We start from the raw sequence: 14,525 nt of genomic DNA, 5'->3' as shown, positions 1-14,525 counted from the left end.
CATCAGCGTGCCTCGCCGCCGCGCTCCCTCCCCGGCTCCAGCGGGGGCACCGCCACGCTGCCGTGGGTGCGGCACTCGGGCCTGCGGCAGTCCGGGGCCGGGCGGCGTACCGTCGCGCAGGCGATGGCGGACCCGACGACCAGGACGCCCGCGCACAGGACCATCGCCCGGCCGAACGCGTCGTCGAAGGCGTCCGGCATCCGGTACGCCTCCGGTCCCATCCCGGCGAGCAGCGGCAGCGCGGCGACGGCCACGAGACCGGCCGCGCGGGCGGCGGCGTTGTTGATGCCGCTGGCCAGGCCCGCCCGGGCGGTGTCCACGGAGGCGAGGACGGTCGCGGTGAGCGGCGCCACCAGGGTGACCATGCCGAGGCCGAGCACCAGCAGCGCGGGCAGCACCTCGGTGGCGTAGGAGGCTCCGGGCCCCACCCGCAGCATCAGCAGCATCCCGGCCGCGCACAGCAGCGGCCCGACGGTGAGCGGGATGCGCGGGCCGATCCGGTCGCCCAGTTCGCCGGAGCGGGCGGAGAGCAGCAGCATCAGCGCGGTCGTGGGCAGCAGGGCCGTACCGGCGGCCAGCGCGGACCAGCCGACGACGACCTGGAGCTGGAGCGCGGCGAGGAAGAAGAAGCCGCCGAAGGCCGCGTACACGCACAGGGTGACCACGTTGACCGCCGAGAACTGGCGGGAGGCGAAGATGTCGAGCGGCATCATCGGGGCCGGGCGGCGCTTCTCGACGAGGACGAAGGCGACCGCGGCGGCCAGGCCCGCGACCGCGGAGAGGGCGACGAGGAGCGACCCCTCCTCGGCCTCGATCAGCGCGTACGTCACCAGCGCGAGGGCGACCGCGCCGAGCGCCGCGCCGAGGACGTCGAACCGGCCCTCGGCCTTCCCGCCCGCCGACTCCGGCACATGGCGCACGGCGACGGGGGCGCACAGCAGCGCGAGCGGCACGTTGAGGAGGAACACCCAGCGCCAGCCGGGTCCGTCCACCAGCCAGCCGCCGACGAACGGGCCGACGGCCGCGCCGATCCCGCCGAAGCCGGACCACAGGCCCACCGCGCGGCCCCGGTCGTCGGGGTGGAAGGACGCCTGGATGAGCGCGAGCGAGCCCGGGGTGAGCAGCGCGCCCCCGGCCCCCTGGAGCGCCCGGGCGGCGATGAGCATGCCGGCGTCGGGGGCGAGGCCGCACAGCAGGGAGGCCGCGGCGAACCACAGCACCCCGATGACGAACACCCTGCGCCGCCCGAACCGGTCGCCCAGCGCCCCGCCCAGCAGGATCAGTCCGGCCAGCGTGACCATGTAGGCGTTGACGGTCCACTGCAGTGCGGCGAGGTCGGCGTCGAGGTCGCGGCCGATGCGCGGGAGGGCGACGTTGACCACGGTCGAGTCGAGCAGCGCCATGCTGGAGCCGAGGACCGTGGTGAACAGGATCCACTTGCCCTGCGGGGAGGACAGCCGGACGTCGGGCATGCGGCGAGCATACGGAAGAGCCCGGCACCGCGCCGGGTGCCGGGCTCACACTCCAAGAGGTGCTACTTGAGGCGGGTGCCCGTGGAGCGCAGGTTGTTGCAGGCCTCCACGACACGGGCGGCCATGGACGCCTCGGCGAGCTTGCCCCAGGTGCGCGGGTCGTAGGTCTTCTTGTTGCCGACCTCGCCGTCGACCTTCAGGACGCCGTCGTAGTTGCGGAACATGTGGTCGACGACCGGACGCGTGAACGCGTACTGGGTGTCGGTGTCGATGTTCATCTTCACGACGCCGTTCTCCAGCGCGGTGAGGATCTCCTCCGGGGTGGAGCCGGAGCCGCCGTGGAAGACGAAGTCGAACGGCTGGGAGCCGGCCGGCTTGCCGTACTTGGCGGCGACGCCCTCGTTGAGCTCCTTCAGCAGCTCGGGACGGAGGACGACGTTGCCCGGCTTGTACACGCCGTGCACGTTGCCGAAGGACGCGGCGAGCAGGTAGCGGCCCTTGTCGCCGAGGCCGAGGGCCTCCGCGGTGCGGACGGCGTCGTCGACCGTGGTGTACAGCGAGTCGTTGATCTCGTGCGAGACACCGTCCTCCTCGCCGCCGGTCGGGGTGATCTCGACCTCGAGGACGATCTTCGCGGCGCGGGCGCGCTCGAGGAGCTCCTGGGCGATGCTCAGGTTGTCGGCGAGGGTCTCCGCGGAGCCGTCCCACATGTGGGACTGGAACAGCGGGTTGCGGCCGGCCTTGACGCGCTCCTCGGACACCGCCAGCAGCGGACGCACGTACCCGTCGAGCTTGTCCTTCGGGCAGTGGTCGGTGTGCAGGGCGATGTTGACGTCGTACTTCTCGGCGACGATGTGCGCGAACTCGGCCAGCGCGACGGCGCCGGTCACCATGTCCTTGCTGTGCTGGCCGCCCAGGAACTCGGCACCGCCCGTGGAGATCTGGACGATGCCGTCGCTCTCCGCCTCGGCGAAGCCGCGCAGTGCCGCGTGCAGGGTCTGGGACGAGGTGACGTTGATGGCCGGGTAGGCGAACTTCTCCGCCTTCGCCCGGTCGAGCATCTCGTTGTAGACCTCGGGGGTTGCGATGGGCATCTGTCCGCTCCTTATGCGTGCGGTGTGGCGTACTGCGTACGGTCGGCCCTGACCTGGAACCTTGGATGCGACGTCATTGTCGGGCCCATCTTCCCAGACTTGTCCGGCTGGTCGACGGTGCAGGTCAAGTCGTTATGTCGGGCGATGTCCGGCACCTGGTGCCCTGTCGCGTCCCGTGGTGCTCAGTCGAGGCCGAGTTCGTCCTTGGAGTAGGCGAACAGATACGGCACCCCGGCGCCCTCCTGGATCTTCTCGGCGGCTCCGGTCGCCCGGTCGACGATGGTGGCCACGGCCACGACCTCCGCGCCGGCCTCGCGCACGGCCTCGACGGCGGTCAGCGGGGAGCCGCCGGTGGTGGAGGTGTCCTCGACGACGAGCACGCGGCGGCCCTTGATGTCCGGGCCCTCGACGCGCCGCTGGAGGCCGTGCGCCTTGGCGGCCTTGCGCACGACGAAGGCGTCCAGCTTCCGGCCGCGTGCGGCGGCGGCGTGCAGCATGGCGGCCGCCACCGGGTCGGCGCCCATGGTCAGCCCGCCCACCGCGTCGAACTCCAGCTCCGCGGTCAGGTCCAGCAGCACCTGCCCGACCAGCGGGGCGGCCTCGCCGTCGAGGGTGATGCGGCGCAGGTCGACGTAGTAGTCGGCCTCCAGACCGGAGGAGAGGGTCACCTTGCCGTGCACCACGGCCTTGTCCTTGATCTGCTGCAGCAGCGCGCCGCGTGTGTCCGTCATGGCAGCCAGCTTAAAGGCGGGTCCAGCTCCAGGTGGTCGAGGCCTCGAGCGGCTCCAGGGGGGTGACCAGGCGCGGATGGGTGTTCAGCCCGTCGGGCGGCCCGGTCTGCGGCTCGACGCAGACGGCCTCGCGCTGCTCGTCGTAGACCACGACCCACTCCTCGCGGCTGGTCACCTTCAGCTCCAGCTGGCCCGGCCAGGTGAGCGTGACGTCCACACCGCGGGGCATGCCGAAGCAGTCGTCCCAGGGGCCGGGTTCCGGGTCGGTCCGGCGGCCGGTCGGCAGGTGGTCCTCTCCGCGTTCCTCCTGCCAGGCGGGCGTGAAGTCGATCGCCACGTCCTCGCCGCCGAGGTTGCGGTTGAACCACGGGTGCCAGCCGATCTGCGCCGGGAAGGACGACCCGTACGTCTCCACGCTCATCGTCAGCGTCAGGGCTCCCTCGGTGAGCGCGACCTGCTGGGTGATCCGCCCCGGGTACGGCCACGGCTCGGCGAGGTCGTACGTGAGCACGGCCTCGTCGGTGCTCTTGCGGGCGGTGCGCCAGACGGCGTCGCGGGCGGTGCCGTGGATGGCGTGCGGCGGGGCGTTGAGCGGCATCTGGTGCACGGCGGCGCCGTCGCGGAACCGGCCCTCGCGGATCCGTCCGCACCAGGGCACCATCGGGAAGCACCCGAACCGCTCCCCCTGCCGCAGCAGCTCGACGCCCGCGATCCGCAGCCCACCGATCCGCCCGCCGTTGCCCGGCAGTACGTCCACTTCCGCGTCCGCCGCGGTCAGCGTGATGTGTTCGTTACTCACGTGACGACCCTACTGGGACGATCAAGAGGGCGTGGCGGGGCGGGATCCCGCAGGGCGCCGACGAACGGCCCGGCGGGTACCGCCGCCTACGCCCAGCGGGCGGCTCACGGGACACGGCGGGGGCTGCCGGGCCACGGGACCCGCGCCTCACGCGGCACGCGCGGGCGCCGCGCAGGACTCCGCGGGCCCGGCGATGCCCAGCGGCGTCCACCAGAACCCCCGACCACCCCGACCACCCCAGGCGCCGACACCCGGCAGACGCCACGCGGGGCGCCGGGGGCAGCCTGCAGGGCACCACCGAGGGCCCAGCCGTACCCAGCGGCGCCCACCAAGAATCTCGACCACCCCAGGCGCCGGCACACGGTAGACGCCTCGCAGAGCGTCCGAGGGCTGTTCGCGGGGCGCCGGGGGTGGTCGGGTGTGCTCAGCGGCGTCTGCGGAGGGCCCGGATCGCCACGACCGCCGAGGCCACCGCGAGGGCCGCCGCGGGGGCGGCCCAGCGCAGCGAGGGGGAGGACGAGACCGTCTGCGGGGCGGGGACGGGCGCGTAGCGGCCGCGGGGCGGGGCGTGGTCCACCTCTTCGGCGCTGCGGCCGATCATCGTCCGCCGGGCGTGGGCCGCCTCGGCGACGGAGTCCTCGTCGGCGAGCGCGTCCTCGTCCTCCTCGTCGTCCTCGTCCTCATCGTCCTCATCGTCCTCGTAGTCCGCGAGGGAGGGCGGCGGGATCTCCGTGTCGAAGACGGAGGGGTTCTCGCCGTCCGCGTCCGGTGCGGCCGAGGGCGGCGGAGAGTCGTCCGCGTCCGGGGTGGTCTCGAAGTCGGTGGTGGCCTGGGGTTCGAAGTTCCCCGCGGAGAGGAGCTCCGGGGACTCCGGGGACTCGTCGGATGCGGCGGGCTCCCGGTCCTCGGCCGGTTCGGGGGCGCCCGGTCCGGGCTCCTCCGCCGCGACGCTCCCCAGGTTCTCCGCGAAGCGGTTCAGCAGGCGCGTCACCGCCGCCGCCACCGCCTCGGGCGGCAGCTCCGTGACGCGTCCGTCGGCCGTCGCCGTGCCGGTGACCCGCACGGTGGTACCGGCGTCCGTGGGCCGCAGACGCAGCCGGAGCGCCAGCTTCACCGCGCCGCTGCCCCGGGCCTCGGTCGCGTCGCCGTCGACGGCGTAGGAGCCGTCGTCCCGCGCGGACACCCGTACCGCGCCGCGGTAGGTGACCGAATGGCTGCCGACGCGGACCTTCAGACGGCCGGCGACGGGATCCGCGCCGGCGTCGTGCTGGAGCCCGGGCACCGCCCGGGCGACCCGCGCGGGGTCGTCCAGCACCTCCCTGAGCCGCTCCTCCACGACCGGAACGAACACCTCGTGCTCCATGAGTGCGGAGCCTACCCAGACGACGCCGGGCTGCACCCCCGTCCGCGAGAAGTCGCGGCGCGTCGGTGCGGAACGCGGCAGGGGCTCAGCCGGTGTAGCGCGGGTGCACCAGCGTGGACGGCGGCAGACCGCGCACCCGGGTGTCCTCGGCGGCCCGGACGTCCGCCGTCAGGGAGGCGCCGGTGAGCGTGCGCGGGCGGGGCCCGGACGGGTCCAGGCGCGGCTCGGGGACGTGCCGGGCCGCCAGTACGAACCCCCAGTCGCGAGGGACGTCGGCGCCGGCCACGGAACTCCGGTCGGGTCCGGCCGCGAATCCCGCCAGCCGCCCGCGCACGCGGTAGGCGGCGGTGTCGAACCCCGCCGCGCGGAGCGTCGAGTCGACGGTCCAGAAGTCACGCGTGCGGGACGCCACCGCACCCCCGTGCACCACGAGCCGCCCGCCGGGCGCCAGCACCCGCCGGGCCAGCCCGTAGAACTCCTGCGAGTACAGCTTCGTACTCGCGGCGATCCCGGGATGCGGCAGATCGGAGACCACCACGTCGTACGCGGCCCGGGGCGCCCGCCGCAGCCAGTCGAAGGCGTCGTCGGTGCTCACGCGCACGCGCGGATCGTCGAGGGAGTGCGCGTTCAGCGCGGACAGCGCCGGGTCGCGGCGGGCCAGCCGCACCACGCCCGCGTCGAGCTCGACGACGTCGACCCGGCGCACACCGCCGTGCCGCAGCACTTCCCGCACGGCGAGCCCGTCACCGCCGCCGAGGACGAGCACGCGCGCGTGCGGCCCGTTCATCGCGGGGTGCACCAGCGCCTCGTGGTACCGCAGTTCGTCCCGGCCGCTGACCCGCAGCCGCCCGTCCAGGAACAGGTTGAGCGGCCGCCCGTCCCGCCCGCCGGTGAGCAGCACCTCCTGCACGTCCGTGTGCAGGGCCACCCGTACGTCCGAGCCGTACATGGCGTGCCGGGCCGCCCGTTCGAAGTCGTCGACCAGGACGGCGGCGGTGCCCAGGACCGCGAGCACGCACACGTTGGCGGTCACCAGCATCCGGCGGGTGCGGCGGGTGAGGTCCCGCCGGAACAGCCCGAGCACCAGCGCGCCGCCGACGACCGCGTTGACGGCCCCCGTGATCAGCGCACCGGTCAACTGGCCGAGCAGCGGCAGGAGAAGGAAGGGGAAGGCGAGCCCGCCGACGAGGGCGCCGACATAGTCCGCGGCGGACAGGTCGGCCACCGCGCCGCCCGCGTCCTGCCGGCGGATCCGCTGGATCAGCTCCATCAGCAGCGGCACCTCGGCCCCGATCAGCAGCCCGGTGGCGAGGGAGAACGCCACCAGCAGCGCGCGGGGGCCGCTCGCCCACATCCCGCCCCAGTCGCCCGTCCAGGCGAACACGGCGTACAGCGCCATCGCGCTGCACCCGCCGACCAGGGCGAGGGCCGCCTCCACGGCGCCGAATCCGGCCGCCGCGTGCCGCCGCAGCCGCTTGGCGGCCAGGGAGCCGATGCCCATCGCGAAGACCATGACGGACAGCACGACGGACGCCTGGGTGACCGAGTCCCCCATCAAGTACGTGGCCAGCGCGACCAGTTCCAGCTCGTACACCAGACCGCAGGCGGCACAGACGAACACCCCCGCGAGGACCAGGAACCGCCCGGTGCCCTGCCGGACGGGCAGCCGCACCGCGCTCCCCGCGTCGCCGCCCGGCCCGTCCCCGGACTTCGCGGAGCCGGGCGGTGCGGGGGCCTGCGATTCGATCACCTCAGCGACGTTACGTCACGCCCTTATTGCGCAGCGTCACCCACACGCGTGATTTTTGTTTACGGCTGGCCGCTGTTGGTAGGCGCCATCTCCCGCACTCCGACCTTCGTCCGCGTCGCCACCAACTGCCCGTCCTGCGGATAGGCGTGCCACGTCCGCCAGTGCACCTGGCCCTCGTGGCGCTGGGCGAGCATCGCGGTGAACGCGTGCGGGCTGCCGGGAAAGACACCGGCCAGACCCTGCGGATGGTCGGAGACGAGGGCGAGAAGTTCTTGGGCCCGCCCGGCGAAGGACCCCGGCGGAAGCACCTCGACCCGGGCGGCGAACTCGTACTCCCAGTCCCCCACCCGCTTGGCCACGCCCAGCGGAAGCGGCGTGCTGCTGCCCGGAATGCATGCCACCGTCTCGGAACACCGGCCCCGCTCCTCCTCCACCAGCACCTGGTGGGACGCGCCCAGCAACCGCAACTGGAGTTTGGCGCCGCTCAGTTCGAGATCGAGCGTGGCCAGCGCGGGAAGCGGCTCACGCCCCAGCGCCCAGGCGAGGTCGGCCGCGCGGGTGTCGGAATAGGCGGTGTTCAGGGTCGTGAGCATGGATCGGCTCCGCAAGCACACAAGGAGAGGGAGATGAGGGTCCGCGCACCCCGGCCGCACCGGAGAACTCGGCCCGTCAGCCCGGTCGCCCGGCCGGAAGAAGGGTCCGCGGGGAGTCCGAGGGCTGCACTGGTGATTTATAGGGAATCATGAAGTGTGGCGCCACCACAGCGTTTTTACCCAACTTCGTGGGCTTTCCATCCCCTCGGGGGCTCCCCAGCTCAACTGTTCAACCCCTGAGTACGCCCCCGAGTGACGGCGTACGCCGCCACCCCGCACCACCCCCGAAGACAACCGGAACCGGACTCCGCGCCACCGCTCCATGCCGGAGCGGGGCCCGCCCCAGGTGCGGACCCCGCCGTCGCGGATGCGTCATCTCCCGAAGTGGAGCCGCGCTGCCCCGTGTCAGCCGCCTCCACCGCCGCATCCGCCCCCGCCTCCGCAGGACGACCCGCCTCCGCAGGACGAGCCTCCACCGGAGGACGATCCACAGCCGGCACCCCCGCCGCCCCCGCCGCCCCCGTGCCCGCCGGCCCACCAGCCCTCGCCGCTGCCGCGGCGCCGTCCGGGCCTACCGGCCGGACCCCGCTCCGCCCTGCGGGCCGAGTTGCGGACACCGAACCAGCCGGCACCGAAGAACAGCACAGCGAGCCCTATCGAGATGACGCCGATGTCCATGGCCCCACCCCTCCTTCCATCCCCCGTGATCCCCCGAAACACCCCCCGTGGGCGCCTCGCTCACGTGCGTGACCGGGAGATGCCCCCCGCCCGCCCGGCCCAAAGCAGAGTTGAGGAACTCCAGAGGTTCGGCGGAGGATGGCCGCCATGACCTCCAGCGCGCGCCCCCTCCTCAACCGCCGGCTCGCCGAGTTCGGGACGACGGTCTTCGCCGAGATGTCGGCCCTGGCCCTGCGGACCGGAGCCATCAACCTGGGCCAGGGCTTCCCCGACACCGACGGCCCCGAGGAGGTCAGGGAGGCCGCCGTACGGGCCCTGCGCGACGGCCGCGGCAACCAGTACCCGCCGGGCCCCGGCATCCCCGAGCTGCGCACCGCCGTCGCCGCGCACCAGCGGCGCCGCTACGGCCTGTCCGTCGACCCCGACACCGAGGTGCTGGTCACCGCGGGCGCCACCGAGGCCATCGCTGCCGCGCTGCTCGCCCTGGTGGAGCCCGGCGACGAGGTGATCGCCCTCGAGCCGTACTACGACTCCTACGCCGCCTGCATCGCCATGGCGGGCGGCACCCGCGTCCCGGTCACGCTCCGCCCCCGCGAGGGCCGCTTCCGCCTCGACCTCGACGAGCTGCGCGACGCGGTCACCGACCGCACCCGCCTGCTGCTGATCAACACCCCGCACAACCCGACCGGCACGGTCCTCACCCGTGAGGAACTGACCGTGATCGCCGAGCTGGCCGTCGAACGCGACCTGCTCGTGGTCACCGACGAGGTCTACGAGCATCTCGTCTTCGACGACGCCGCGCACATCCCCCTGGCCACCCTCCCCGGCATGCGGGAGCGCACGGTGACCATCTCCAGCGCGGGCAAGACTTTCTCCTTCACCGGCTGGAAGGTCGGCTGGGTCACCGCCGCCCCGGAACTCGTCACGGCGGTCCGCTCGGCCAAGCAGTACCTGACCTACGTCTCCGCCGGCCCCTTCCAGTACGCGGTCGCCGAGGCCCTCGCCCTGCCCGAGTCGTACTTCGACGACTTCCGCGCGGACATGCGCACCAAGCGCGACGTCCTGGCGGCGGGTCTGGAGGAGGCGGGGCTCACCGTGTACCGCCCCTCCGGCACCTACTTCATCACCGCCGACATCCGCCCCCTGGGCGAGTCCGACGGCATCGCCTTCTGCCGGGCTCTCCCGGAACGCACGGGCGTCGTCGCCATCCCCACGGCCGTCTTCTACGACCACCGCGACATGGGCGCACCGTTCGTCCGCTTCGCGTTCTGCAAGCAGCGGCCGGTGTTGGAGGAGGCGGCACGGCGGCTCAAGGGCGCGGGGGGCCGTTGAACGCGGGGTTCTTCAGGCAACCGAGCGCGGGGCGCTCCCGCCGGCCCGCGCGCGTTCAAGTCGACAGGGGCGCGTCGCTCGACCAGAACGTCGACCGCACGTTCGACTCCGGCAGCTCCTGGTCCGAGTAGTCGGGGCCGTTCGGCTCGCTGGCCGGCGGAGCGACCTCGGACTTCTCCACGCACGGGGTGGTGACGCCCAGGTGGGCCTGGCCGTTGGGCCCGACCAGGACTTCGAGCTGGAAGCCGATGGTGGCGGGTACAGAGGGGGCACGTGATGCGGAGGCGTTACGGTCGCCTCAGTCACCGCGACATGGCGGTCGTATGTTCATATGTGCTTGTTGCGCACGGAGGGCTCGTCGCGCACGCGTCTGAGTATCCGTACCCAGACGGAACCCGGCTCTCTCGCCGGGAGGGGCGCCGTCACGGCGGGCTCGTCATCCCGCGCCGTGCCGCCGGGCGGCCGGGCCGGAGGCAGGGCGGTCCATCGGGCGCGGAAGAGCCCGGTCCGGGCAGCGGCCGTGGTGGCCGGTGCCCGGACCGGGCTCTCCTTGTGAGCGGCGCGCACCCGCCGGTACCCGCCGCCCGCCGTGTTCGGCGGTGGCCGCCCGAGGGCGGCTACTCCTCGCCGTCGTCGGGCTTGTCCGCCTCGTTGATCTCCTGCTCCAGGCCGAGCTGCTCGACGAGCCACTTGTCGAACTCGATCGCGGCGCGCACCCAGCTCACCGTCGACGAGACGAAGTGCTCCAGGCTCACGCCCATGCCGATCAGCATCTGCGCCTCACCGATGAGACGGACCGTGCCGTCGTCATGGGTGTGGGTGTAGACCTTCGGCCACAGGGTGCGCCGGTTCCAGTCGTCGATCGACTCGAGCAGCTGCGGCTTCTCGTCGATCTTGTGCGGCCGGTCGTAGAACGTCCGGACGGAGAAGATCTGCTGGTCGCCCTCCCCGCGGAACATGAAGTAGGTGCGGAACTGCTCCCACGGCGCCGCGAGGTCACCCTCTTCGTCAACGACGTACTTGAGCTCCATCTGGTCGAGGAGCTGCTTCACGAGGTCCTGATCCGGGACGACGGGGCCCGCCGGTCCTTGGGGCTGCGGCTCGGGCTGCTGGCCCCCGAAATTCGGAATCGAGGACGGGTCGATGGTCACCGTGATTTTCCCTTCGTACGGATCCCGCCATCCTCCCTTATGCGGGGAGGGGGGTGGCAAGCCCCGACGGGCCTGTCAGCCGAGGGCTGACTCGATCCGGTCAATCCCGAAGTACCCGGTGCGGCCCGGGCCCAACGCCCCGGAGGGACATCGGGCCCGGAAAACGGAATCGCCGCTCGCCGGCTGCCTCTCGTCGCTCGTCGCTCGTCGCTCAGAGTGACGTGCCGGTCGCAGGCCCCACCAGGAGACCGTCCTCGAAGCGGTCCACCCGGACCGTGTCGCCGTCCTTGACCTCTCCGGCCAGGATCTCCTTGGCGAGGCGGTCGCCGATCGCCGTCTGGACGAGGCGGCGCAGCGGGCGGGCGCCGTAGGCCGGGTCCAGGCCCTCCTCGGCCAGCCAGGCCAGCGCCTCGGGGGTGATGTCCAGGGTGAGGCGGCGTTCGGCGAGGCGGCGGGCCAGGGACTCGAGCTGGAGCTGCGCGATGCGTTCCAGCTCGGGCTTGGTGAGCGCGGAGAAGACGACCAGGTCGTCGAGGCGGTTGAGGAACTCGGGCTTGAAGGAGGCCCGGACCACCTCCAGGACCTGCTCCCGCTTCTCCGCCTCGGTGCTGACCGGGTCGACCAGGTACTGGCTGCCCAGGTTGGAGGTCAGGACGAGGATCGTGTTGCGGAAGTCCACCGTGCGGCCCTGGCCGTCGGTGAGCCGGCCGTCGTCGAGCACCTGGAGCAGGATGTCGAAGACCTCCGGGTGCGCCTTCTCCACCTCGTCGAGCAGGACGACGCTGTAGGGGCGGCGGCGGACCGCCTCGGTGAGCTGACCGCCCTCCTCGTAGCCGACGTAGCCGGGGGGCGCGCCGACGAGACGGGCGACGGAGTGCTTCTCGCTGTACTCCGACATGTCGATACGGACCATGGCGCGTTCGTCGTCGAAGAGGAAGTCGGCGAGCGCCTTGGCGAGCTCGGTCTTGCCGACACCGGTGGGGCCGAGGAAGAGGAAGGAACCGGTGGGGCGGTCGGGGTCGGCGATCCCGGCGCGGCTGCGGCGCACCGCGTCGGAGACGGCACGTACGGCCTCGGTCTGGCCGATGAGGCGCTTGCCGAGCTCGTCCTCCATGCGCAGCAGCTTCTGCGTCTCGCCCTCCATCAGGCGGCCGGCCGGGATGCCGGTCCAGGAGGCGACGACGTCGGCGATGTCGTCGGCACCGACCTCCTCCTTGACCATGGTGTCCTTCGCCACCTCCTCCTCGGCCTCGGAGGCGGCCTCCAGGTCGCGTTCGAGGGTGGGGATCTCGCCGTAGAGCAGCTTGGAGGCGGTGTCGAAGTCGCCGTCGCGCTGGGCGCGTTCGGCCTGGCCGCGCAGCTCGTCGAGCTTCTCCTTGAGCTCACCGACCCGGTTGAGGGACTGCTTCTCCTTCTCCCAGCGGGCGGTGAGCCCGCGCAGCTCCTCCTCCTTGTCGGCGAGGTCCCGGCGGAGCTTGTCGAGGCGTTCGCGGGAGGCGGCGTCGGTCTCCTTGCCGATCGCCAGCTCCTCCATCCGCAACCGGTCGACGGCGCGCTGCAGTTCGTCGATCTCCACGGGCGAGGAGTCGATCTCCATGCGCAGCCGCGAGGCGGCCTCGTCGACGAGGTCGATGGCCTTGTCGGGCAGGAAGCGGGAGGTGATGTAGCGGTCGGAGAGGGTCGCGGCGGCCACCAGGGCGCTGTCGGCGATCTGGACCTTGTGGTGGGCCTCGTAGCGGCCCTTGAGCCCGCGCAGGATGGCGATGGAGTCCTCGACGGACGGTTCGGCCACGAGGACCTGCTGGAACCGGCGCTCCAGCGCCGGGTCCTTCTCGATCCGCTCGCGGTACTCGTCGAGGGTGGTGGCGCCGACCATGCGCAGTTCGCCGCGCGCGAGCATGGGCTTCAGCATGTTGCCCGCGTCCATGGCGGAGTCGCCGCCGGCACCGGCGCCGACGACGGTGTGCAGCTCGTCGATGAAGGTGATGATCTGCCCGTCCGAGTCCTTGATCTCGGCCAGGACCGTCTTCAGCCGCTCCTCGAACTCGCCCCGGTACTTGGCGCCGGCGACCATGGCGCCCAGGTCGAGCGCGACCAGCCGCTTGTTCTTCAGCGACTCGGGGACGTCGCCCTTGACGATGCGCTGGGCGAGGCCTTCGACGACGGCGGTCTTGCCGACACCAGGCTCACCGATCAGCACGGGGTTGTTCTTGGTACGGCGGGACAGCACCTGCACCACGCGCCTGATCTCCTGGTCCCGTCCGATGACGGGGTCGAGCCTGCCCTCGCGGGCGGACGCGGTGAGGTCGGTGCCGAACTTCTCCAGCGCCTTGTACTGCCCCTCGGGGTCGGGGGTGGTCACCCTGCGGGCTCCCCTCGTCTTCTGGAAGGCGTCCTGCAGCTTCTTCGCGGTGGCGCCCTGCCCGGAGAGCACCTCGCCGGCGGCTCCGCCCTTGGCGGCGATGCCGATCAGGAGGTGCTCGGTGGAGAGGTACTCGTCGCCGAGGTCCCGGGCGCGTGCCTGGGCGTCCGCGATGACGGCGAGCAGTTCGCGGTTGGGCTGGGGCGGTGCGACCGTGGACCCGGTGACGCTCGGGAGGCCGGCGAGGACGCGCTCGGCCCCGGAGCGTACGGCCGCCTGGTCGGCGTCGACCGCGGCGAGCAGGTCCGTGATGTTCTCGTTCTCCTGCCCGGCGAGCAGGGCGAGCAGCAGATGGGCGGGGGTGAGGTCGGGGTGGCCCTCGGTCACGGCCCGATTGCCGGCGGCGCCCAGCGCGTCCCGGCTCCGGTTGGTCAGCTCGGCGTCCACGTGTCCGTCCTCCTTCTCGGTGACCCTTCAGTGACCCTCAGCGGTCTTCGTGGCTGACTCGGTCAGGCTGCCACGAACAGCGTACACAAACTTGAGTCCATTCCGCTCAAGGTAATGTCCGGGAGCGTGGCGGGGCTAAGTTCCGGTCCATGGCCACCACGTATTCGGTAGATCCGGGCGATCCGGACGAGGCGTACCTCGACTTCTGGCGCGAAAAGCACCTGTGCACGCTGACCACCCTCCGCCCGGACGGCACCCCGCACCTGGTACCCGTCGGAGTGACATACGACCCCGGGGCACGGCTTGCTCGGGTGATCACCAACAAGGCGAGCGCGAAGGTGCGCCATGTGCTGGCGGCGGGGCCGGACGGCGCACCCGTCGCGGCCTGCCAGGTCGACGGACGGCGGTGGGCCACGCTGGAGGGGCGCGCGGTGGTCCGCACGGAGCGGGAGCACGTCGAGGAGGCGGAGCGGCGCTATGCGGAACGCTACGGACGGACACCGTCGCCGAACCCGTCCCGGGTGGTCATCGAGATCGCCCTCACACGGGCGATGGGGCGCGGGTGAGGCGGACGGCGCCGCCGGCACCTCCGAGCGACGACTTCCGGCCATCGCCCGATCGGGCCGATACCCGGAAATGTCCCACAAAACTGCAGCGGGGGGGGGGGGGGGGGGGGGGGGGGGGGGGGGGGGGGGGGGGGGGGGGGGGGGGGGGGGGGGTGGGGTGGGGGGGGGGGGGGGGGGGGGGGAGGGA

At 72.6% G+C, this 14,525-nt stretch carries 12 protein-coding genes; 2 read left to right on the top strand and 10 right to left on the bottom strand.

Features of this window, described 5'->3' with window-relative positions; all coding sequences use genetic code 11:
- Positions 1–2: 2 nt before the first annotated feature.
- The 7 genes from ACZ44S_RS18745 to ACZ44S_RS18715 form a co-directional block, all read right to left on the bottom strand.
- Complete coding sequence (locus ACZ44S_RS18745) at positions 3–1,472, bottom strand: MFS transporter (protein ID WP_466930341.1); 1,470 nt, start codon at positions 1,470–1,472, stop codon at positions 3–5.
- A gap of 62 nt (positions 1,473–1,534) precedes the next feature.
- Complete coding sequence (gene fbaA, locus ACZ44S_RS18740; protein WP_466930338.1) at positions 1,535–2,566, bottom strand: class II fructose-bisphosphate aldolase; 1,032 nt, start codon at positions 2,564–2,566, stop codon at positions 1,535–1,537.
- A 182-nt stretch (positions 2,567–2,748) separates the two neighbouring features.
- Complete coding sequence (pyrE, locus tag ACZ44S_RS18735) at positions 2,749–3,297, bottom strand: orotate phosphoribosyltransferase (protein WP_190164774.1); 549 nt, start codon at positions 3,295–3,297, stop codon at positions 2,749–2,751.
- 10 nt (positions 3,298–3,307) lie between these two features.
- Positions 3,308–4,096: an aldose epimerase family protein gene (locus ACZ44S_RS18730; RefSeq protein WP_466930337.1), complete on the bottom strand. Its 789-nt coding sequence runs from the start codon at positions 4,094–4,096 to the stop codon at positions 3,308–3,310.
- Between the two features lie 424 nt (positions 4,097–4,520).
- Positions 4,521–5,459, bottom strand: a complete 939-nt coding sequence (locus ACZ44S_RS18725) for an SRPBCC domain-containing protein (protein ID WP_466930334.1) — start codon at positions 5,457–5,459, stop codon at positions 4,521–4,523.
- An 85-nt stretch (positions 5,460–5,544) separates the two neighbouring features.
- Positions 5,545–7,209: a polyamine aminopropyltransferase gene (locus ACZ44S_RS18720; protein ID WP_466930332.1), complete on the bottom strand. Its 1,665-nt coding sequence runs from the start codon at positions 7,207–7,209 to the stop codon at positions 5,545–5,547.
- A gap of 59 nt (positions 7,210–7,268) precedes the next feature.
- Positions 7,269–7,802: a DUF2617 family protein gene (locus ACZ44S_RS18715; RefSeq protein WP_466930330.1), complete on the bottom strand. Its 534-nt coding sequence runs from the start codon at positions 7,800–7,802 to the stop codon at positions 7,269–7,271.
- Positions 7,803–8,618: 816 nt separating this feature from the next.
- On the opposite strand from ACZ44S_RS18715, the gene ACZ44S_RS18710 reads away from it, so the two are divergent.
- On the top strand, positions 8,619–9,812 hold the full coding sequence (locus tag ACZ44S_RS18710; RefSeq protein ID WP_466930328.1) for a pyridoxal phosphate-dependent aminotransferase: 1,194 nt from the start codon (positions 8,619–8,621) through the stop codon (positions 9,810–9,812).
- A 55-nt stretch (positions 9,813–9,867) separates the two neighbouring features.
- On the opposite strand, the gene ACZ44S_RS18705 is transcribed toward ACZ44S_RS18710, so the two are convergent.
- The 3 genes from ACZ44S_RS18705 to clpB all read right to left on the bottom strand — a co-directional run bounded on the left by ACZ44S_RS18705 (position 9,868) and on the right by clpB (position 13,772).
- Positions 9,868–9,993 carry a hypothetical protein gene (locus ACZ44S_RS18705; protein WP_466930325.1) on the bottom strand — a complete coding sequence of 42 codons (126 nt, stop codon included), beginning with the start codon at positions 9,991–9,993 and terminating at the stop codon, positions 9,868–9,870.
- Between the two features lie 436 nt (positions 9,994–10,429).
- Positions 10,430–10,963 (bottom strand): YbjN domain-containing protein, encoded by a 534-nt coding sequence (locus ACZ44S_RS18700; protein WP_466930323.1) that lies wholly within the window; start codon positions 10,961–10,963, stop codon positions 10,430–10,432.
- 211 nt (positions 10,964–11,174) lie between these two features.
- Entirely contained in the window at positions 11,175–13,772 is a 2,598-nt protein-coding gene (clpB, locus tag ACZ44S_RS18695) for an ATP-dependent chaperone ClpB (protein WP_466930320.1), read from the bottom strand.
- Between the two features lie 149 nt (positions 13,773–13,921).
- Here clpB and ACZ44S_RS18690 point away from each other — a divergent pair, with 149 nt between their 5' ends.
- Positions 13,922–14,338, top strand: coding sequence for a pyridoxamine 5'-phosphate oxidase family protein (locus tag ACZ44S_RS18690; RefSeq protein WP_466930318.1), 417 nt, complete (start codon positions 13,922–13,924; stop codon positions 14,336–14,338).
- The last annotated feature ends 187 nt before the right edge of the window (positions 14,339–14,525 follow it).

It is taken from the genome of Streptomyces malachitofuscus, assembly GCF_055571035.1.
This window is presented reverse-complemented; position numbering and strand designations above follow the sequence as displayed.

Coding starts and splice junctions, on each gene's coding strand:
- ACZ44S_RS18745 (WP_466930341.1), bottom strand. CDS start 1,472: ATGCCCGACGTCCGGCTGTCCTCCCCGCAGGGCAAGTGGATCCTGTTC.
- fbaA (WP_466930338.1), bottom strand. CDS start 2,566: ATGCCCATCGCAACCCCCGAGGTCTACAACGAGATGCTCGACCGGGCG.
- pyrE (WP_190164774.1), bottom strand. CDS start 3,297: ATGACGGACACACGCGGCGCGCTGCTGCAGCAGATCAAGGACAAGGCC.
- ACZ44S_RS18725 (WP_466930334.1), bottom strand. CDS start 5,459: ATGGAGCACGAGGTGTTCGTTCCGGTCGTGGAGGAGCGGCTCAGGGAG.
- ACZ44S_RS18715 (WP_466930330.1), bottom strand. CDS start 7,802: ATGCTCACGACCCTGAACACCGCCTATTCCGACACCCGCGCGGCCGAC.
- ACZ44S_RS18710 (WP_466930328.1), top strand. CDS start 8,619: ATGGCCGCCATGACCTCCAGCGCGCGCCCCCTCCTCAACCGCCGGCTC.
- ACZ44S_RS18690 (WP_466930318.1), top strand. CDS start 13,922: ATGGCCACCACGTATTCGGTAGATCCGGGCGATCCGGACGAGGCGTAC.